This window comes from Pseudomonas citronellolis, from assembly GCF_001586155.1.
In the GTDB taxonomy this organism is placed as follows: domain Bacteria; phylum Pseudomonadota; class Gammaproteobacteria; order Pseudomonadales; family Pseudomonadaceae; genus Pseudomonas; species Pseudomonas citronellolis.
Window position 1 is genome coordinate 5,240,909 of sequence record NZ_CP014158.1, and the last position, 17,731, is coordinate 5,258,639.

The 17,731-nt window shown below is 67.1% G+C and carries 18 protein-coding genes; 3 read left to right on the top strand and 15 right to left on the bottom strand.

Translation table 11 applies throughout. The features are described from left to right. Positions 1-418: 418 nt before the first annotated feature. The 8 genes from rpoS to PcP3B5_RS23030 form a co-directional block, all read right to left on the bottom strand. Positions 419-1,420 carry an RNA polymerase sigma factor RpoS gene (gene rpoS / locus PcP3B5_RS22995; RefSeq protein WP_009616703.1) on the bottom strand — a complete coding sequence of 334 codons (1,002 nt, stop codon included), beginning with the start codon at positions 1,418-1,420 and terminating at the stop codon, positions 419-421. 95 nt (positions 1,421-1,515) lie between these two features. Next, a complete protein-coding gene (locus tag PcP3B5_RS23000; protein WP_051879000.1) occupies positions 1,516-2,394 on the bottom strand; it encodes a peptidoglycan DD-metalloendopeptidase family protein in 879 nt (292 codons plus the stop codon). Between the two features lie 66 nt (positions 2,395-2,460). Then, positions 2,461-3,096, bottom strand: a complete 636-nt coding sequence (locus PcP3B5_RS23005) for a protein-L-isoaspartate(D-aspartate) O-methyltransferase (RefSeq protein ID WP_099049128.1) — start codon at positions 3,094-3,096, stop codon at positions 2,461-2,463. 22 nt (positions 3,097-3,118) lie between these two features. After that, positions 3,119-3,877, bottom strand: coding sequence for a 5'/3'-nucleotidase SurE (gene surE, locus PcP3B5_RS23010; RefSeq protein WP_043271156.1), 759 nt, complete (start codon positions 3,875-3,877; stop codon positions 3,119-3,121). Beyond that, the gene (gene truD / locus PcP3B5_RS23015) at positions 3,865-4,923 is read right to left on the bottom strand and encodes a tRNA pseudouridine(13) synthase TruD (protein ID WP_043271158.1); all 1,059 of its coding nucleotides are present in this window, start codon (positions 4,921-4,923) and stop codon (positions 3,865-3,867) included. The genes surE and truD overlap by 13 nt, the downstream gene beginning before the upstream one ends. Continuing rightward, positions 4,920-5,393 carry a 2-C-methyl-D-erythritol 2,4-cyclodiphosphate synthase gene (ispF, locus tag PcP3B5_RS23020; protein WP_043271160.1) on the bottom strand — a complete coding sequence of 158 codons (474 nt, stop codon included), beginning with the start codon at positions 5,391-5,393 and terminating at the stop codon, positions 4,920-4,922. Before ispF ends, truD begins: the two co-directional genes overlap by 4 nt. Before the next feature lie 56 nt (positions 5,394-5,449). Then, positions 5,450-6,286 carry an S-formylglutathione hydrolase gene (gene fghA / locus PcP3B5_RS23025; RefSeq protein ID WP_043271162.1) on the bottom strand — a complete coding sequence of 279 codons (837 nt, stop codon included), beginning with the start codon at positions 6,284-6,286 and terminating at the stop codon, positions 5,450-5,452. Positions 6,287-6,700: 414 nt separating this feature from the next. After that, complete coding sequence (locus tag PcP3B5_RS23030; protein ID WP_043271164.1) at positions 6,701-7,813, bottom strand: S-(hydroxymethyl)glutathione dehydrogenase/class III alcohol dehydrogenase; 1,113 nt, start codon at positions 7,811-7,813, stop codon at positions 6,701-6,703. A gap of 189 nt (positions 7,814-8,002) precedes the next feature. Between PcP3B5_RS23030 and PcP3B5_RS23035 the strand changes: the two genes are divergently transcribed. From PcP3B5_RS23035 to yedF, 3 genes are all read left to right on the top strand, one after another. Continuing rightward, entirely contained in the window at positions 8,003-8,893 is an 891-nt protein-coding gene (locus tag PcP3B5_RS23035) for a LysR substrate-binding domain-containing protein (RefSeq protein WP_009616686.1), read from the top strand. 69 nt (positions 8,894-8,962) lie between these two features. Then, positions 8,963-10,189 carry a selenium metabolism membrane protein YedE/FdhT gene (gene yedE / locus PcP3B5_RS23040; RefSeq protein ID WP_051878958.1) on the top strand — a complete coding sequence of 409 codons (1,227 nt, stop codon included), beginning with the start codon at positions 8,963-8,965 and terminating at the stop codon, positions 10,187-10,189. Continuing rightward, positions 10,155-10,403: a sulfurtransferase-like selenium metabolism protein YedF gene (yedF, locus tag PcP3B5_RS23045; protein ID WP_009616683.1), complete on the top strand. Its 249-nt coding sequence runs from the start codon at positions 10,155-10,157 to the stop codon at positions 10,401-10,403. Before yedE ends, yedF begins: the two co-directional genes overlap by 35 nt. A gap of 233 nt (positions 10,404-10,636) precedes the next feature. Here the strand turns inward: yedF and PcP3B5_RS23050 are convergent, their stop codons facing one another. The 7 genes from PcP3B5_RS23050 to tilS form a co-directional block, all read right to left on the bottom strand. Then, positions 10,637-11,209 (bottom strand): glycosyltransferase family protein, encoded by a 573-nt coding sequence (locus tag PcP3B5_RS23050; RefSeq protein WP_051878960.1) that lies wholly within the window; start codon positions 11,207-11,209, stop codon positions 10,637-10,639. Positions 11,210-11,213: 4 nt separating this feature from the next. Continuing rightward, on the bottom strand, positions 11,214-11,927 hold the full coding sequence (gene ispD / locus PcP3B5_RS23055) for a 2-C-methyl-D-erythritol 4-phosphate cytidylyltransferase (protein ID WP_043271166.1): 714 nt from the start codon (positions 11,925-11,927) through the stop codon (positions 11,214-11,216). After that, positions 11,924-12,202 (bottom strand): cell division protein FtsB, encoded by a 279-nt coding sequence (gene ftsB, locus PcP3B5_RS23060; protein WP_024128518.1) that lies wholly within the window; start codon positions 12,200-12,202, stop codon positions 11,924-11,926. Before ftsB ends, ispD begins: the two co-directional genes overlap by 4 nt. Before the next feature lie 75 nt (positions 12,203-12,277). Further along, complete coding sequence (gene eno, locus PcP3B5_RS23065) at positions 12,278-13,567, bottom strand: phosphopyruvate hydratase (protein ID WP_009616677.1); 1,290 nt, start codon at positions 13,565-13,567, stop codon at positions 12,278-12,280. A gap of 191 nt (positions 13,568-13,758) precedes the next feature. Continuing rightward, positions 13,759-14,604, bottom strand: coding sequence for a 3-deoxy-8-phosphooctulonate synthase (gene kdsA, locus PcP3B5_RS23070; protein ID WP_043271168.1), 846 nt, complete (start codon positions 14,602-14,604; stop codon positions 13,759-13,761). Positions 14,605-14,606: 2 nt separating this feature from the next. Then, positions 14,607-16,235: a CTP synthase gene (locus PcP3B5_RS23075; RefSeq protein WP_009616672.1), complete on the bottom strand. Its 1,629-nt coding sequence runs from the start codon at positions 16,233-16,235 to the stop codon at positions 14,607-14,609. Between the two features lie 170 nt (positions 16,236-16,405). After that, complete coding sequence (tilS, locus tag PcP3B5_RS23080) at positions 16,406-17,719, bottom strand: tRNA lysidine(34) synthetase TilS (RefSeq protein ID WP_043271170.1); 1,314 nt, start codon at positions 17,717-17,719, stop codon at positions 16,406-16,408. Between the last annotated feature and the right edge of the window lie 12 nt (positions 17,720-17,731).

The window sequence follows — 17,731 nt, forward strand, 5'->3', positions numbered from 1 at the left end:
GTCGAGGTGCGTAGGATGGGTTGAGCTTGCGAAACCCATCGGGCCATGGTGATGGGTATCGCTTCGCTCAACCCATCCTACGGGGCTTTCCTGGAACTGTAGGAGCGGATCTCATCCGCGAATCGCGCCGATACGTCCGGCCATCGCGGACAAGGTCCGCTCCTACGGGGGAGGAATGCCGTGCTTCCCGGCTACCTGTATGTCCGCGATTGGATACACCGACCACGCCGGACGCCCCGGTGGCACGAAAGGCCCCCTCTCCCGCTTGCGGGAGAGGGTTGGGGAGAGGGCGCTCTTGGAACCCGGCACAACAACCATCGGCAAACCCCATTCGCGGCAAGGCCCGCTCCCACAATTGGCACAGGCGAAAAAAAGCCCGGCAACCAACGCTCCGGGCTTTTTCGTTACGGGCGGCGCCTTACTGGAACAGCGCGTCGCTCGACAGGCCGTTCTTCTCCAGGATCTCCCGCAGGCGCTTGAGCGCCTCGACCTGGATCTGCCGCACCCGCTCGCGGGTCAGGCCGATTTCCTGGCCGACCTCTTCCAGGGTGCTGCTTTCGTGGCCGCGCAGGCCGAAGCGGCGGATCACCACCTCGCGCTGCTTGTCGGTCAACTCGGACAGCCACTGGTCGATGCTCTGGCTCAGATCGTCATCCTGCAGCAGTTCGCAGGGGTCGGTGGGACGATCGTCGGTCAGGGTGTCGAGCAGCGTCTTGTCCGAATCCGGGCCGAGGGACACGTCCACCGAAGTCACCCGCTCGTTGAGGCCGAGCATGCGCTTGACCTCGTCGACCGGCTTCTCCAGCAGGTTGGCGATTTCCTCGGGGGACGGCTCGTGGTCCAGCTTGTGCGTCAGCTCGCGGGCCGCGCGCAGGTAGACGTTGAGTTCCTTGACCACGTGGATCGGCAGGCGGATGGTGCGGGTCTGGTTCATGATGGCCCGTTCGATGGTCTGGCGAATCCACCATGTCGCGTAGGTGGAGAAGCGGAAACCCCGTTCCGGATCGAACTTCTCCACCGCCCGGATCAACCCCAGGTTGCCTTCCTCGATCAGGTCGAGCAGGGACAGGCCGCGGTTGACGTAGCGCCGGGCGATCTTCACCACCAGGCGCAGGTTGCTTTCGATCATGCGCCGACGCCCGGCGGGATCGCCCCTTTGCGCGAGCCGCGCGAAGTGGACCTCCTCCTCGGGAGTCAGCAGTGGGGAAAAACCGATTTCGTTGAGGTAGAGCTGAGTGGCATCCAGGGCTCGGCTGTAATCGATGTGCTTGTGCTGCTTCGATGACAGCGAGCTGGCCTTGCCGGTGACCTGAAGTGAGACCTGCTCTTCGGCAAGTGACTCGTCGAATGTGATGGCGGGCTCCAGCAACAGCAGCTCGTCATCCACGTCAAACTCCGGCCCTTCTTTTTTGAGTGCCATGTCGTTATCCCTTGCTGAGTTCGACAACAAGCCCGGACGAATCCATATCCTTGGGACGTCCAAGCCCGCTCACCCACGCGGGATGCGGCGGTCGATCAACGAGGAGGCAGGTATTGCAAGGGGTCCACGGGTTTGCCCTGACGGCGAATCTCGAAGTGCAGCTTCACCCGGTCCGTGCCCGTGGAGCCCATCTCGGCAATGCTCTGCCCGACCTTGACCTGTTGCCCTTCCCGAACGAGCAGCCTGCGGTTGTGGCCGTAGGCACTCACGTAGGTATCGCTGTGCTTGATGATCACGAGTTCGCCGTAGCCCCGCAAACCACTACCGGCGTACACAACCGTGCCATTCGACGCAGCCAGGACAGGCTGGCCCAATTGCCCGGCTATATCAATCCCTTTATTCAAACTCCCGTTTGATGCAAAGCGGCCTATCAAAGTGCCACTGGTCGGCCACATCCAGCCCTCCACACCCTTGCCGGAAGCCTGCGAAGGGGCAGTGCTGGCGGGGGGTGTCGAATTGCTGACGGTAGCCGCGGGAGCGGGCTTGGCCGGTGCCGGAGAACCGGCGGCGGGCTTGCCGACCACTACCGGCGCGACGGACGGCGTGGTTTTGGCGACGACGGGCTGTGCCGACGTGCTGGAGCCGGCGCCGCCGAAACGAATGGCCTGCCCCGGGCGGATGGTGTAGGGCGGCGGGATGTTGTTGTGCGCGGCCAAGGCCTTCCAGTCCCAGCCGTAGCGGAAGGCGATCGAGTACAGAGTGTCGCCGCGGCGCACCACGTACTGCCCGCTGGTGGTCGCCGGCGTGCGCTCGGCCTGGTTGCGGTCGACCACCTTGACCTTGCCCCCGGAGGAGGATGCGCAGGCCGCGAGCAGGGAACAGAATGCTGCCGCCAGCAGCAAGCGAACGCCGCTCCGAATCCAGATCCATTGCTTCTGGGCCGCGATAGGGCTCACCCCTTCCCCCTTATCCATCGAATATGTGCCCTGCATCTCGCCGTTATGCTTCCCCTGGCCGCGCGACGGCGCTCCCGCCGCCGTTCAGCCCAGGGGGCCGTTGAGCAGGGGAACGAAGCGCACCGAATCCAGCACGCGCCGGTCGAATCCGTCGCCGGTGCGCTCGATCAGCATCAGTTGCTGCACTTCGCCGCTGCCCACCGGGATCACCAGGCGCCCGCCCGGCGCCAACTGGTCGAGCAGCGCCTGCGGGACCTCGGCGGCTGCCGCGGTGACGATGATACCGTTGTACGGTGCCAGCGCCGACCAGCCTTCCCAGCCATCCCCCCAGCGAAAGACAACATTTCTCAGGTTTAGCTCCGCAAGGCGCTCCTTGGCGCGGTCCTGCAGGGCCTGAATCCGCTCGACGGAGAACACCCGCTCGACCAGTTGCGCCAGCACCGCGGTCTGGTAGCCGGAGCCGGTGCCGATCTCCAGCACCTTGTCCAGGGGGCCGGCGGCCAGCAGCAGCTCGGTCATCCGCGCCACCATGAAGGGTTGCGAGATGGTCTGATTGTGGCCGATGGGCAGCGCGGTGTCCTCGTAGGCGCGGTGCGACAGCGCCTCGTCGACGAACAGGTGGCGCGGCGTGCGGCGGATCACCTCGAGCACCCGGGCGTTGGATAGGCCTTCCTCGTACAGGCGCTGGATCAGCCTTTCGCGGGTGCGCTGGGAGGTCATGCCGATGCCGCGGCGGCTCAGTTCATCGGCCATGGTCCAGCCCTCCGATCCAGTCCTGCAGTCCATTGAACGCCTCGCGGAAGGTTCGGTCCAGTTGCAGCGGCGTGACCGAGACGTAGCCCTGCATCACCGCATGGAAGTCAGTGCCCTCGCCGCCGTCCTCGACGTCGCCCGCCGCCGCGATCCAGTAGCCTTCGCGCCCGCGCGGATTGACCACCTTGACCGGCGCCGCGGCGCGCTTGCGGTGGCCCAGGCGGGTCAGCTGGACGCCGCGGATGCGTTCCAGCGGCAGGTTCGGGATGTTGACGTTGAGTACGGTGCGCGGCGGCAGTTCGAGCCGCTCGTGGTTCTGCACCAGCAGGCGGGCGAAGTGCATGGCGCTGTAGAGGTTGTCCGGCTGCCGCGAGAGCAGCGAGAAGGCGAACGCCGGCCGCTCCAGGAAGCGGCCCTCGATGGCGGCGGCCACGGTGCCGGAATAGAGCACGTCATCGCCCAGGTTGGCGCCCAGGTTGATACCCGAGACGACCATGTCCGGCAAGGTGTCCAGCAGGCCGTTGAGGCCCAGGTGCACGCAGTCGGTCGGCGTACCGTCGACGCCGATGAATCCATTGCTCAGGCGCTGCGCGTGCAGCGGCCGGTCCAGGGTCAGCGAGCTGCTGGCGCCGCTGCGGTCCTGTTCGGGAGCGACCACCACGCATTCGGCATGTTCGCTCAGCGCGTCGTAAAGCGCGGCGATACCGGGTGCGTTCACCCCGTCGTCGTTGGCAATCAGTATGCGCATGGGTTTTCCGTCTGCCCTGCCGGTACCAGCTCGACCAGCTCGCGCACGACGACGGTGGCGAAGCAGCCTGCCGGCAGGACGAATTCCAGTTGCAGAATGTCAGGGGCCGGATAATGCCATGCCAGGGCCTGGATGGGGAGGCGCAGGATGCGCCGTTCGTGCGCCAGGTCAGCATTGCCCAGCCACTGGCAAAGCGCCACTTCGGCGGCGCCCACGGCATTTTCCAGCTCGCCGCTGGCGCCGCCGGCCGGCGAGGCGCCCTTGCCCCAGAGCGGTCCGGTGGGGTGCAGGTCGAGTTCGGCCAGGCGCGGGTCGGCGCATTCCGCCTCGCCCGCCGGGAAGAAACTGCGGCTGTCGGTGAAGGCCAGCAGGTCGCCGACCTGGGCGTGGTTCCAGCTACCGTCCGTCACCCGCCGCGCCAGCACCTGGTTGAACAGGTAGCTGCGTCCGGCCGAGAGCAGGCGCGAGCGCAGGTTGCGCTGCTCCGGCAGGATGCCGCGCTCGGCACAGCTGCGGGCGTCCACGACGTTGCCGCCGTCGAAGCCGAAGCGCTGGCTGCCGAAATAGTTGGGCACGCCCTCGGCGGCGATACGTCGCAGCCGCTCGTCGAGCGCCTGGTGCTCGCCTTGCAGTTGCGTCAGGCGCAGGGTGAAGCCGTTGGCCGCGTGGGCGCCACGCTGCAGCTTGCGCTGGTGGCGGGTGCGCTTGAGGATGCGCAGGGCGTCGTCCTCGGCCGCGGTCAGGTCGGGGTCGGCCTTGCCCGGCAGGTGCAGGCTGAACCACTGGCGCGTCAGGGCCTGGCGATCCTTGAGCCCGGCATAGCTGATCAGCCGCTGCGACACTCCAGCCGCACGGGCCAGGCGGCGCGCGGCATCCTCGGTGTTCAGCCCGCGCTTCTCCACCCATAGCCAGAGGTGTTCGCCTTCGCCAGACAGCGGGATGTCCAGCACCTCGTCGACCTGGAAGTCCTCGGCCACCGCCTTGAGCACCGCCTGCCCGCAGGGTTCGCCATGGGCGCGCGGGCCCAGCAGTTCCAGCTCGGTCATGGGCGGGCCAGCAGGGCGACGGCGTGCACCGCAATGCCTTCCTCGCGCCCGGTGAAGCCGAGCTTCTCGGTGGTGGTGGCCTTGACGTTGACCTGGTCGAGGTCGACCTGCAGGTCCTCGGCGATGCTGCCGCGCATGGCTTCGATGTGCGGCGCCATCTTCGGCGCCTGGGCGATGATGGTGGCGTCGACGTTGCCGATCACGTAGCCCTTCCCGTGCACCAGGGCCACCACGTGGCGCAGCAGCGCGCGGCTGTCGGCGCCCTTGAAACGCGGATCGGTATCGGGGAAGTGCTTGCCGATGTCCCCCAGGGCGCAGGCGCCGAGCAGCGCGTCGCTCAGCGCGTGCAGCAGCACGTCGCCGTCGGAGTGGGCGATGAGCCCGAACTTGTGGGGGATGCGCACGCCGCCGAGGGTGATGAAGTCGCCCTCGCCGAAGCGGTGTACGTCGTAGCCATGGCCGATACGCATAGAAAAACGCCCTGAGTCAGTCAGGGCGTCGATTCTACCGGAAAGCCGCGACGCCTTCAGGACAGCGCCCGCGCGTGGTGGCGCAGGTGGTCGTCGATGAAGCTGGCGATGAAGTAGTAGCTGTGGTCGTAGCCCGGGTGCAGGCGCAGCTCCAGCGGGTGCCCCGCCGCTTCCGCCGCCTGGCGCAGGGCCTCGGGCTTGAGCTGGGTGGCGAGGAAGTCGTCGCGCTCGCCCTGGTCGACCAGGATCGGCAGGCGCTCGCTCGCGCTGGCCAGCAGTTCGCAGGCATCCCACTCGGCCCAGGCGCTGCGGTCTTCGCCCAGGTAGCGGCCGAAGGCCTTCTGCCCCCAGGGGCAGTCGCTGGGATGAGCGATGGGCGCGAAGGCCGACAGCGACTGGTAGCGCCCCGGATTGCGCAGCGCGCAGACCAGCGCGCCGTGGCCACCCATGGAGTGCCCGGCGATGCCGCGGCGGCTGGAGACCGGGAAGTTATCCTCGATCAGCGCCGGCAACTCGTGCACCACGTAGTCGTGCATGCGGTAGTTGCGCGCCCAGGGTTCCTGGGTGGCGTTGAGGTAGAAGCCGGCGCCCAGGCCGAAGTCCCAGGCGCCCTCCGGGTCGCCCGGCACGTCCGCGCCACGCGGGCTGGTGTCCGGCGCCACTATCACCAGGCCCAGTTCGGCGGCCAGACGCTGGGCGCCGGCCTTCTGCATGAAGTTCTCGTCGGTGCAGGTCAGCCCCGACAGCCAGTAGAGCACCGGCAGTCCGGCCTCGGGCTCGGCCTGGGGCGGCAGGTAGATGGCGAACACCATGTCGCAGCCGAGCGCCTGGGAACGGTGGCGGTAGCGCTGGTGCCAGCCGCCGAAGCTCTTGGTGCTGGAGACGATTTCCATAAAAAGCTCCGTGTAAAGACGAGGAAAGCGCTGGAGGCTGGACGAAAAAGCGCTACGTATAGCCTTCAGCCTCCAGCGCTCTCGTCGGCTTTTCAGTAATGGATGACCAAGTGGATGCTCTTGCCTTCGTGCATCAGGTCGAAGGCCTCGACGATTTCCATAAAAAGCTCCGTGTAAGGACGAGGAAAACGCTGGAGGCTGGACGAAAAAGCGCTACGTATAGCCTTCAGCCTCCAGCGCTCCCGTCGGCTTTTCAGTAATGGATGACCAAGTGGATGCTCTTGCCTTCGTGCATCAGGTCGAAGGCCTCGACGATTTCCATAAAAAGCTCCGTGTAAGGACGAGGAAAGCGCTGGAGGCTGGACGAAAAAGCGCTACGTATAGCCTTCAGCCTCCAGCGCTCTCGTCGGCTTTTCAGTAATGGATGACCGAGCGGATGCTCTTGCCTTCGTGCATCAGGTCGAAGGCCTCGTTGATCTTGTCCAGGCCCATGGTGTGGGTGATGAAGGTGTCCAGCGGGATTTCGCCCTTCTGCGCCTTCTCCACGTAGCTGGGCAGCTCGGTGCGGCCGCGCACGCCGCCGAACGCCGAACCGCGCCAGACGCGCCCGGTGACCAGCTGGAACGGCCGGGTGCTGATCTCCTGGCCGGCGCCGGCGACGCCGATGATGGTCGACTCGCCCCAGCCCTTGTGGCAGCACTCCAGCGCCGCGCGCATCAGCTGCACGTTGCCGACGCACTCGAAGGAGTAGTCCACGCCGCCGTCGGTCATCTCGACGATGACGTCCTGGATCGGCTTCTGGTGGTCCTTCGGATTGACGAAGTCGGTGGCGCCCAGTTCCCTGGCGATGTCGAACTTGGCCGGGTTGATGTCGACGGCGATGATCCGCGAGGCCTTGGCCATCCTGGCGCCGATGATCGCCGCCAGGCCAATGCCGCCCAGGCCGAAGATCGCCACGGTGGCGCCCTCTTCCACCTTGGCGGTGTTGAGCACGGCGCCGATGCCGGTGGTGACGCCGCAGCCGAGCAGGCAGACCTTCTCCAGCGGGGCGTCCTTGGGAATCTTGGCCAGGGAGATTTCCGGCAGCACGGTGTACTCGGAGAAGGTCGAGCAGCCCATGTAGTGGTAGATCGGCTGGCCGTTGTAGGAGAAGCGGCTGGTGCCGTCGGGCATCAGGCCCTTGCCCTGGGTGGCGCGCACGGCCTGGCAGAGATTGGTCTTGCCGGATTTGCAGAATTTGCACTCGCGGCATTCGGCGGTATACAGCGGGATCACGTGGTCGCCAACCTGCAGCGAGGTCACGCCCTCGCCCACCGCTTCGACGATGCCGCCACCCTCGTGACCGAGGATGCACGGGAAGACGCCTTCGGAATCCTCGCCGGACAGGGTGTAGGCGTCGGTGTGGCAGACCCCGGTGGCGACGATGCGTACCAGCACCTCGCCCTTCTTCGGCGGCGCCACGTCCACCTCGACCACCTGCAGCGGCTGGTTGGGGGCGAAGGCGACGGCGGCACGGGACTTGATCATCTCGGAACTCCTGGCGGGTTGATGCATGGGCCTCCGCCTTCGGGGCGGAAGCGGCCGGCGATGGATGCCGGCGGAAACCGGGTGGCCCGGCGAAAAACGCGGGGCACAGCCTTGGAAGTGTAGAAAAGTGCCTGGAAAGAAATAATCAGGCAATAATCAAAACTTTATTGCCATACAGGGACAATCCAGATGAATCGCTGGGAAGGCCTCGACGAATTCGTCGCGGTGGCGGAAACCGGGCAGTTCACCGCCGCCGCCGAACGCCTGGGCGTGTCCTCCTCCCACGTCAGCCGGCAGATCGCCCGCCTGGAGGAACGCCTGCAGACCCGTCTGCTCTACCGCAGCACCCGCCGCGTGTCGCTGAGCGAAGCCGGGCAGACCTTCCTGCAACACTGCCAGCGCCTGCAGGACGCCCGCGACGAGGCGCTGCGCGCGGTCAGCGACCTCTCCGCCGAGCCCAAGGGCCTGCTGCGCATGACCTGCGCGGTGGCCTACGGCGAGCGCTTCGTGGTGCCGCTGGTGAACGCCTTCATGGCCGACTACCCGCAGCTGCGGGTGGACATCGAGCTGTCCAACCGCCAGCTCGACCTGCTCCACGAGGGCTTCGACCTGGCCATCCGCCTCGGCCGCCTGAGCGACTCGCGCCTGGTGGCCACGCGCCTGGCGCCGCGGCTGATGTACCTGTGCGCCACGCCCGGCTACCTGGAGCGCCACGGCGCGCCGCGTTCGCCGGCAGAATTGGCGCAGCACAACTGCCTGGTGGGCAGCAGCGACATCTGGACCTTCCTCGAGGACAGCCGCGAGACGCAGCACCGCGTGCAGGGCAACTGGCGCTGCAACAGCGGCCAGGCGGTGCTCGACGCCGCGCTGCGCGGCTTCGGCCTGTGCCAGTTGCCGGACTACTACGTGCTGGAGCACCTGCGCAGCGGGCGGCTGGTTTCCCTGCTGGAGGAACACCAGCCGCCGAACACCGCGGTCTGGGCGCTGTACCCACAGCAGCGGCATCTGTCGCCGAAGGTGCGGCAACTGGTGGACTTCCTCAAGGACGGCCTGCAGCGGACGCATCCGGGGTTGTCCTGAAACAGGGTGGTTTCCGGCGATTCGGTTAGAATTACCGGTTTACCACGCTACCCTGCCAAGGATGCCGCCATGTCCGCTCTTTCTGCCTTCCGCGAGCGCTACCTGCTGCGCTTCTGGTCACCGCTGCCGACCCTGGTCGCGCTCGGCGTCGCCTCTGCCTACTACTTCGCCCTGACCGGGACCTTCTGGGCCGTCACCGGGGAGTTCACCCGCTGGGGCGGCCACGTGCTGTCCTGGTTCGGCGTGCCGGTGCAGGACTGGAGCTACTTCAAGATCATCGGCCTGCAGGGCACGCCGCTGGACCGCATCGACGGGGTGATGATCATCGGCATGTTCCTCGGCGCGCTGTGCTGCGCGCTCTGGGCCGGCAACGTCAGCCTGCGCTGGCCGACCAGCCGACGCCGCCTGCTGCAGGGCCTGGTGGGCGGCATCATCGCCGGCTTCGGCGCGCGCCTGGCCATGGGCTGCAACCTGGCGGCGTTCTTCACCGGCATCCCGATGTTCTCGGTGCATGCCTGGGCCTTCATGCTTTCCACCGTGATCGGCGCCTGGTTCGGCGTGAAGCTGAGCCTGCTGCCGTTCCTGCGCACGCCGCTGAAGGTCACCGGCAAGGCCGCCAGCCTGCCCGACGCGGCCAGCCTCGCCCGCCGCGCGAAAGTGCAGTGGCGCCTGGGCCTGGCGGTGCTGGCCGTGGCCGCGCTGTTCGCCGCCTGGCGCTTCGAGGTGTCGCTGGTGCTGGGCCTGGCCACCCTGTTCGGCCTGCTGTTCGGCGGCCTGATCGAACGCGCGCAGATCTGCTTCACCAGCGCCGCCCGCGACCTCTGGACCACCGGCCGGACCAAGGCCGCCTTCGGCATCCTGCTGGGCATGGCCGCGGCCTGCGTCGGCACCTTCGCGGCGATCCACCTGGGCGTGGCGCCGAAGACCTTCTGGATGGGCCCCAACGCGGTGATCGGCGGCGTGCTGTTCGGCATCGGCATCGTCCTCGCCGGCGGCTGCGAGACCGGCTGGATGTACCGCTCGATGGAAGGCCAGGTGCATTTCTGGGTGGTCGGCGTCGGCAACGTCATCGGCGGCACCCTGGTGGCGGTGTACTGGGATGCGCTGGGCAGCGCCCTGGCCCTACCCTATCCCAAGCTCAACCTGCTGCAGATGTTCGGTCCCGGCGGCGGCCTGCTGCTGACCTTCGCCGGCCTGGCGCTGTGCATGCTGCTGGTACAGTTGAACGCCAACCGTTTCACCCATTCGAGGAAACCCGCCAATGAGCGCGAACAAGACGCCGACGCTGTCGCTTGACCTGCGCGGCGAGCACTGCCCGTACAACGCCATCGCCACCCTGGAAACCCTGGAGACGCTGAAGCCGGGCGACCTGCTGGAAGTGGTCACCGACTGCTCGCAGTCGGTGCACGGCATCCCCGAGGATACAAAGCGCCACGGTTACAACTGCCTGGCGGTGGAACAGCATGGGGCGCTGTTCCGTTTTCTCATCGAGGTGCCGTTGTTGGGGTGAGCCCTGGCGATCCCCATGCGGGCGGGGTTTCTCGTAGGAGCGAGCTTGCTCGCGAACGGACTCCGCTGCGGGCTCATTCGCGAGCAAGCTCGCTCCTACGAAAAGCGCCCACACCGCTCCTACGTTGTTTATTGGGTTCCCGCGTTCGCGGGAACCCAATAAACAATTGCTCCTACGCACAACCCCACCTTGTAGGAGCGCGCCCTGCGCGCGAAATCGCGGGCAAGGCCCGCCTAGGCCGAATCGCCACGGCCGGTATTGCGGCCGTGGCGGTGCAGGAAATCGTGGATGTGCCCGGGGAAGCGCGAGCCGACCCAGGCGAATGCCAGGTACTTGAGCAACTTGCCGGTGAAGATCGCCAGCAGCACGCCGGGATAGTGCAGCGGCACGTTGGACAGCACCACCAACGCCGGCGTCTGCGGCAGCGGCGAGATGGACACCAGGAACAGCGCCAGCAGGCCGTAGCGGCGGGTCCAGTCCATCACCTGCGCCCAGCTTGGGTCCTGCAGCAATTGCGGGAAATGGGCGTACAGGCTGGCCCAGCCCATGTGGTGCAGGACGATCACCAGCAGCAGCGCCCCCAGCGCGCTGCCCAAGGCGGCGCTCAGTGCTATGCCGCCCCAGCGCCGTGGCGCCACCAGGACCGCCGGCACCACCACAGAGGTGATCGGGTAGGCGGCGGTGCAGGTACCCAGCAGCGCCAGGCCCAGGCACAGCCAGGGCATGCGCCAGCCGTCGCCGGCCCAGCGCAGGATGCGGTGCAAGTCGCCTTCGAGCCTGGGCAGGAACCTCGCAAGGCGCTTCATGGTTTCAGCGTTTTCCGAAAGTCCGTTGCAGCCGCTGCAGGTCTTCCGGGGTGGTGACCTTGATGTTGTCGGCGCGGCCTTCGACCATCTTCGGCGCGTTGCCGGCCCACTCCATCGCCGAGGCCTCGTCGGTGATCGCCGCCCCCGCCACCAGGGCATCGGCCAGGGCGCGGTGCAGGGCGCCGAGGTGGAACATCTGCGGCGTGTAGGCCTGCCAGACCACGCTGCGGTCGACGGTTTCCAGCACCCGGCCATCGGCGCCGACGCGCTTGAGCGTGTCCCGCGCCGGCACGCCGAGCAGGCCGCCCACCGGGTCGTTGTCCAGTTCGCCGAGCAGCCGGTCCAGGTCGCCGCGGCTCAGGTTCGGTCGCGCCGCGTCGTGCACCAGCACCCAGTCGTCGCTGGCGGCGCCCCGTTCGTTGAGCAGCAGCAGGCCGTTGAGTACGGAGTCCGCGCGCTCGCGGCCGCCTTCGGCACGCAGGATGCGCGGGTCGGCGGCACAGGGCAGGTTCGGCCACCAGGGATCGTCAGGCGCCAGGCAGACCACCAGGCCCTTGAGCATGGGGTGGCCGAGGAAGCAGTCGAGGGTATGTTCGAGAATGCTGCGGCCGGCGAGGTCGAGGTATTGCTTGGGGCGGTCGGCGCGCATCCGCGAACCGATGCCCGCGGCGGGGATCACGGCCCAGAAGGCCGGCAGGGAGATGTCGCGGAATTTCATTGCGCCAGCTGGTAGAGGGTTTCCTTGTCCTTGACCATGCCGAGTTCGTGGCGGGCACGCTCCTCGACCGTCTCGGTGCCTTTCTTCAGTTCCGCCACCTCGGCCTCGAGGATGCGGTTGCGCTCGAGCAGGCGCTGGTTCTCGCCCTGCTGGTCGGCGATCTGCTTCTCCAGCTCGCGCACTTGCGCCAGGCTGCCGTCCCCTACCCACAGGCGATACTGCAGGCCGGCGAGGCCCAGGAGCAGGACGAGGAACAGCCAGTAGGGGCTGCGCAGCTTACTCAGACGCAATTGTGGACTCCATGTGCGAAGGGGTGGCTCGCGCCACCCCTTCACCGTACCAGACTAGCCTCAGCCGCGGAATTCCGCGCGGCCACGGTACGGCGCCTTGGCGCCCAGCTGCTCTTCGATGCGCAGCAGCTGGTTGTACTTGGACACGCGGTCGGAACGGCACAGCGAACCGGTCTTGATCTGGCCGGCGGCGGTGCCTACGGCCAGGTCGGCGATGGTGCTGTCCTCGGTTTCGCCGCTGCGGTGCGAGATCACCGCGGTGTAGCCGGCAGCCTTGGCCATCTGGATGGCTTCGAGGGTCTCGGTCAGCGAGCCGATCTGGTTGAACTTGATCAGGATGGAGTTGCCGATGCCCTTCTCGATGCCTTCCTTGAGGATCTTGGTGTTGGTCACGAACAGGTCGTCGCCGACCAGTTGCACCTTGCCGCCGATCTTGTCGGTGAGGACTTTCCAGCCGGCCCAGTCGGACTCGTCCATGCCGTCTTCGATGGAGATGATCGGGAAGCGCTCGGCCAGGCCGGCCAGGTAATCGGCGAAGCCGGCGGCGTCGAACACCTTGCCTTCGCCTTCGAGGTCGTACTTGCCGTCCTTGAAGAATTCGCTGGAGGCGCAGTCCAGGGCCAGGGTCACGTCGTCACCCAGCTTGTAGCCGGCGTTGGCCACGGCTTCGGCGATGGCGGCCAGGGCGTCTTCGTTGGAAGCCAGGTTCGGTGCGAAACCGCCTTCGTCGCCCACCGAGGTGCTCAGGCCACGGGCCTTCAGCACGGCCTTGAGGTGGTGGAAGATCTCGGCGCCCATGCGCAACGCGTCGGCGAAGGTCTTGGCGCCTACCGGCTGGACCATGAACTCCTGGATGTCGACGTTGTTGTCGGCATGCTCGCCGCCGTTGATGATGTTCATCATCGGCACCGGCATGGAGTACACGCCCGGGGTGCCGTTCAGGTCGGCGATGTGCGCGTACAGCGGCACGCCCTTGGCCTGCGCGGCGGCCTTGGCGGCGGCCAGGGACACGGCCAGGATGGCGTTGGCGCCCAGCTTGGCCTTGTTGTCGGTGCCGTCGAGTTCGATCATCGCCTGGTCCAGCGCCCGCTGCTCGACCGGGTCCTTGCCCAGCAGCAGGTCGCGGATCGGGCCGTTGATGTTGGCCACGGCCTTCAGCACGCCCTTGCCCAGGTAACGGCTCTTGTCGCCATCGCGCAGTTCGAGTGCCTCGCGGGAACCGGTGGAAGCACCGGACGGGGCGCAGGCGCTGCCGACGATGCCGTTGTCCAGGATCACGTCCGCTTCAACGGTCGGGTTGCCGCGGGAGTCCAGGACCTCACGGCCCTTGATGTCGACGATCTTTGCCATTCTTGATAACACTCCGAAGATAGATAAACGGGGCGGCTGGTGAGACTTTAGAACCTGTTCAAGGTCTCGCCGAGCGCAGCTCAGGCAAGGCGGAAGCAAGCGAAAAAGCGCAGTTTACATAGAGTAAATGAGCATCTTTTCGATTGTTTCCAACGCAGCATGGGCAAGCGCAGGCAGACATTGTCAGGTTCTCAGGCGGTCTCGATGGTGGGGAAACTCTTCACCAGGTCGTCCAGCTGCTTGAGCTGGGACAGGAAAGGCTCGAGCTTGTTCAAGCGCAGGGCGCACGGGCCGTCGCACTTGGCGTGCTCGGGGTCCGGGTGGGCCTCGAGGAACAGGCCGGCCAGGCCCTGGCTCATGCCGGCCTTGGCCAGGTCGGTGACCTGGGCGCGGCGGCCGCCGGCGGAGTCGGCGCGGCCGCCCGGCATCTGCAGGGCGTGGGTCACGTCGAAGAACACCGGGTACTGGAACTGCTTCATGATGCCGAAGCCGAGCATGTCCACCACCAGGTTGTTGTAACCGAAGGAGGAGCCACGCTCGCAGAGGATCAGTTGGTCGTTACCGGCTTCCTCGCACTTGGTCAGGATGTGTTTCATCTCCTGGGGCGCGAGGAACTGGGCCTTCTTGATGTTGATCACCGCGCCGGTCCTGGCCATGGCCACCACCAGGTCGGTCTGCCGGGACAGGAACGCCGGCAGTTGGATGATGTCGCAGACCTCGGCCACCGGGGCGGCCTGGAAGGGCTCGTGGACGTCGGTGATGACCGGCACCTTGAAGGTCTTCTTGATCTCTTCGAAGATCTTCAGCCCCTCTTCCAGCCCCGGACCGCGGTACGAGTTGATGGACGAGCGGTTGGCCTTGTCGAAGCTGGCCTTGAACACGTAGGGGATGCCGAGCTTCTCGGTGACCCGCACGTATTCCTCGCAGACCTGCATGGCCAGGTCGCGCGACTCCAGCACGTTCATGCCGCCGAACAGCACGAAGGGCAGCTCGTTGCCGATCTGGATGTCGCCGACGCGGATGATCTTCTGGCTCATGTTCAGGCCTTCCCGGCTTGCTTCAGGGCGGCGTTGACGAAGCCGCTGAACAGCGGGTGGCCATCACGCGGAGTGGAGGTGAACTCCGGGTGGAACTGGCAGGCGACGAACCACGGATGGTCCGGGGACTCGACCACTTCCACCAGGGCGCCGTCGCCGGAGCGGCCGGAAATCTTCAGGCCGGCTTCCTGCAGTTGCGGCAGCAGGTTGTTGTTCACTTCGTAGCGGTGGCGGTGACGTTCGACGATCACGTCCTTGCCGTAGCAGTCGTGCACCAGGGTGCCGGCTTCGAGCTGGCATTCTTGGGCGCCCAGGCGCATGGTGCCGCCCAGGTCGGAGGCCTCGGTGCGCACTTCGGTGGCGCCGGTGGAGTCCTGCCATTCGGTGATCAGGCCGACCACCGGGTGGCCGCTGGACTTGTCGAATTCGGTGGAGTTGGCGTCCTTCCAGCCCAGCACGTTGCGGGCGTATTCGATGACCGCCACCTGCATGCCCAGGCAGATGCCCAGGTAGGGGACCTTGTTCTCGCGGGCGTACTGCACGGCGGTGATCTTGCCTTCCACGCCGCGCAGGCCGAAGCCGCCCGGGACCAGGATGGCGTCGGCGCCGTCGAGCAGGCCGGTGCCCTGCTGCTCGATGTCCTCGGAGTCGATGTAGCGCAGGTTGACCTTGGTGCGGCTCTGGATGCCGGCGTGGGTCATGGCCTCGATCAGCGACTTGTAGGCGTCGAGCAGTTCCATGTACTTGCCGACCATGGCGATGGTGACTTCACGCTCGGGGTTGAGCTTGGCGTCGACCACCCGGTCCCACTCGGACAGGTCGGCCGGGCCGCACTCCAGGCCGAAGCGCTCGACGACGATGTCGTCCAGGCCCTGGGCATGCAGCACCGACGGAATGCGGTAGATGGTGTCGACGTCTTCCAGGGAGATGACCGCGCGCTCTTCGACGTTGGTGAACAGGGCGATCTTGCGGCGCGAGGAGACGTCCACCGGGTGGTCGGAGCGGCAGACCAGCACGTCCGGCTGCAGGCCGATGGAGCGCAGCTCCTTGACCGAGTGCTGGGTCGGCTTGGTCTTGGTCTCGCCGGCGGTGGCGATGTACGGGACCAGTGTCAGGTGCATCAGCATGGCGCGGCGCGAGCCGATTTCCACGCGCAGCTGGCGGATCGCCTCGAGGAACGGCTGCGACTCGATGTCGCCGACGGTGCCGCCGACTTCCACCAGGGCCACGTCGGCATCGCCGGCGCCCTTGATGATGCGCCGCTTGATCTCGTCGGTGATGTGCGGGATCACCTGCACGGTGGCGCCCAGGTAGTCGCCGCGGCGCTCCTTGCGCAGCACGTCCATGTAGACGCGGCCGGTGGTGAAGTTGTTGTTCTGGGTCATGGTGGTGCGCACGAAGCGCTCGTAATGGCCCAGGTCGAGGTCGGTCTCGGCGCCATCGTGGGTGACGAACACCTCACCGTGCTGGAACGGGCTCATGGTGCCCGGATCGACGTTGATGTAGGGGTCCAGCTTGAGCATCGTGATCTTCAAGCCACGCGCTTCCAGAATGGCAGCCAAGGAAGCCGAGGCGATGCCTTTCCCCAATGAAGAAACAACACCACCCGTGACGAAGATGTAGCGCGTCATGAAAAGCCCTGAATGTCAGCGTTTAGGCGGCTGGGCCGCCGGGGAAGCGAATGAATGGGCCGCGGCCCAAACCGCGGCGCATGCCGCGCTCAATAGCGAACTCCCGCCGATTCCGTGGGAATCGACGGGAGCGGTACAAGACGGGAGCGTAGTCTACCGGAAAGGCCCTTTCAGCTCAAACCCGGGTCATTCGTCGGGGCTGTCCAGCGCAGGCGCCAGCCCGTCTCGCCGGCCTGGCGCAGCGCCGGCAGGTTGGCCACGCCGAGCAGTTGCCCGCCGCGCCAGAGCAGCGGCAGCCGCGGCCGGACGAAGGCCGGCACGGCGCTTTCGTTGAGCAGCCGCTTGAGGTCGCGGTGGCCGCGTTGGGCCAGTTCCAGCTGCTCGCCGCCGCGCCGGCAGGTCACCCGCAGCGGCCCGACGGGCGGTGCACCTTCCAGGTGCAGAAGGCCATTGCCGGGCAGCGCCAGGGGCTGCGACGGGTCGTCCCAGGGCAGCTCGCACGCCGGCGCCTGCAGCCAGGCGCCCGACAGCCACCAGAGCCGCCCGCCGCTGCGCTGCAGCTCGCCGCCGCCCAGGCGCCAGACCGGCGCGGCATCCCCGGCGGCATCGCGCAGGGCCTGCCAGCCGGCCCAGTGGGCGCTGTCCGGCATCGGCGTGAAGGGCGCCAGCCAGTGGCGCAGGGCGTTGCGCTGGCGGCTTTCGCCAAGCGCCAGCAGCGGCGCGAGGGCCAGCGAAGGTACATGCAGCCAGTCGAAGTCGTTGCCGGGCAGCGCCGCCGCCAGGTCCTGCTGCGCCAGTTCGGCCAGCAGCGCCTCGGCCTCGGCCAGGTGCGCGGCGCTGCGGGCGATGTTATCCACAGCCCGCGGCCAGCGCTCGGCGAGCAGCGGCAGCACGCGCTGGCGCAGGTAGTTGCGGGCGAAGGCGGTATCGGTGTTGGACGGGTCTTCGATCCAGCGCAGGCCATGCTCGCGAGCGTAGGCTTCGAGTTCGGCGCGGGAGACGTCCAGCAAGGGCCGCAGCAGCATGCCTCGCCCCAGCGGCCGGGCTGCGGGAATGCCGGCCAGGCCACGCACACCGGCGCCGCGCAGCAGGCGGAACAGCAGGGTCTCGGCCTGGTCGTCGCGGTGCTGGGCGGCCAGCAGGCAGTCGCCCGTTTTCAGGTGTTTCGCAAAAGCCTCGTAGCGTGCACGACGCGCGGCCTGCTCCAGGCTCGCGCCCGTCGGTACCGTTACCCGTTCGACCAGCAGAGGAACGCCCAGCTCGCGGCAGAACGCCTCGCAGTGCGCCGGCCAGGCGTCGGCCGCGGCCTGCAGGCCGTGGTGGACATGGATGGCGGACAGAGGCGGCAGGGATTCAGTCTTGGTCAGTTGTACCAGCAGGTGCAACAGCACGGAGGAATCCAACCCACCGGAGAAGCCTACCCGCCACGCCGGGGCCTGGCGCCAGGGGGCCAGGGCGGAGAGCAGGCGGGATGGTAGGGGCATAGAGGGGACAGG

Coding starts and splice junctions, on each gene's coding strand:
- yedE (WP_051878958.1), top strand. CDS start 8,963: ATGTCCGCTCTTTCTGCCTTCCGCGAGCGCTACCTGCTGCGCTTCTGG.
- PcP3B5_RS23030 (WP_043271164.1), bottom strand. CDS start 7,813: ATGATCAAGTCCCGTGCCGCCGTCGCCTTCGCCCCCAACCAGCCGCTG.
- rpoS (WP_009616703.1), bottom strand. CDS start 1,420: ATGGCACTCAAAAAAGAAGGGCCGGAGTTTGACGTGGATGACGAGCTG.
- PcP3B5_RS23035 (WP_009616686.1), top strand. CDS start 8,003: ATGAATCGCTGGGAAGGCCTCGACGAATTCGTCGCGGTGGCGGAAACC.
- PcP3B5_RS23075 (WP_009616672.1), bottom strand. CDS start 16,235: ATGACGCGCTACATCTTCGTCACGGGTGGTGTTGTTTCTTCATTGGGG.
- ispD (WP_043271166.1), bottom strand. CDS start 11,927: ATGAAATTCCGCGACATCTCCCTGCCGGCCTTCTGGGCCGTGATCCCC.
- tilS (WP_043271170.1), bottom strand. CDS start 17,719: ATGCCCCTACCATCCCGCCTGCTCTCCGCCCTGGCCCCCTGGCGCCAG.
- kdsA (WP_043271168.1), bottom strand. CDS start 14,604: ATGAGCCAGAAGATCATCCGCGTCGGCGACATCCAGATCGGCAACGAG.
- yedF (WP_009616683.1), top strand. CDS start 10,155: ATGAGCGCGAACAAGACGCCGACGCTGTCGCTTGACCTGCGCGGCGAG.
- ispF (WP_043271160.1), bottom strand. CDS start 5,393: ATGCGTATCGGCCATGGCTACGACGTACACCGCTTCGGCGAGGGCGAC.
- eno (WP_009616677.1), bottom strand. CDS start 13,567: ATGGCAAAGATCGTCGACATCAAGGGCCGTGAGGTCCTGGACTCCCGC.
- PcP3B5_RS23000 (WP_051879000.1), bottom strand. CDS start 2,394: ATGGATAAGGGGGAAGGGGTGAGCCCTATCGCGGCCCAGAAGCAATGG.
- surE (WP_043271156.1), bottom strand. CDS start 3,877: ATGCGCATACTGATTGCCAACGACGACGGGGTGAACGCACCCGGTATC.
- PcP3B5_RS23050 (WP_051878960.1), bottom strand. CDS start 11,209: ATGAAGCGCCTTGCGAGGTTCCTGCCCAGGCTCGAAGGCGACTTGCAC.
- PcP3B5_RS23005 (WP_099049128.1), bottom strand. CDS start 3,096: ATGACCTCCCAGCGCACCCGCGAAAGGCTGATCCAGCGCCTGTACGAG.
- truD (WP_043271158.1), bottom strand. CDS start 4,923: ATGACCGAGCTGGAACTGCTGGGCCCGCGCGCCCATGGCGAACCCTGC.
- fghA (WP_043271162.1), bottom strand. CDS start 6,286: ATGGAAATCGTCTCCAGCACCAAGAGCTTCGGCGGCTGGCACCAGCGC.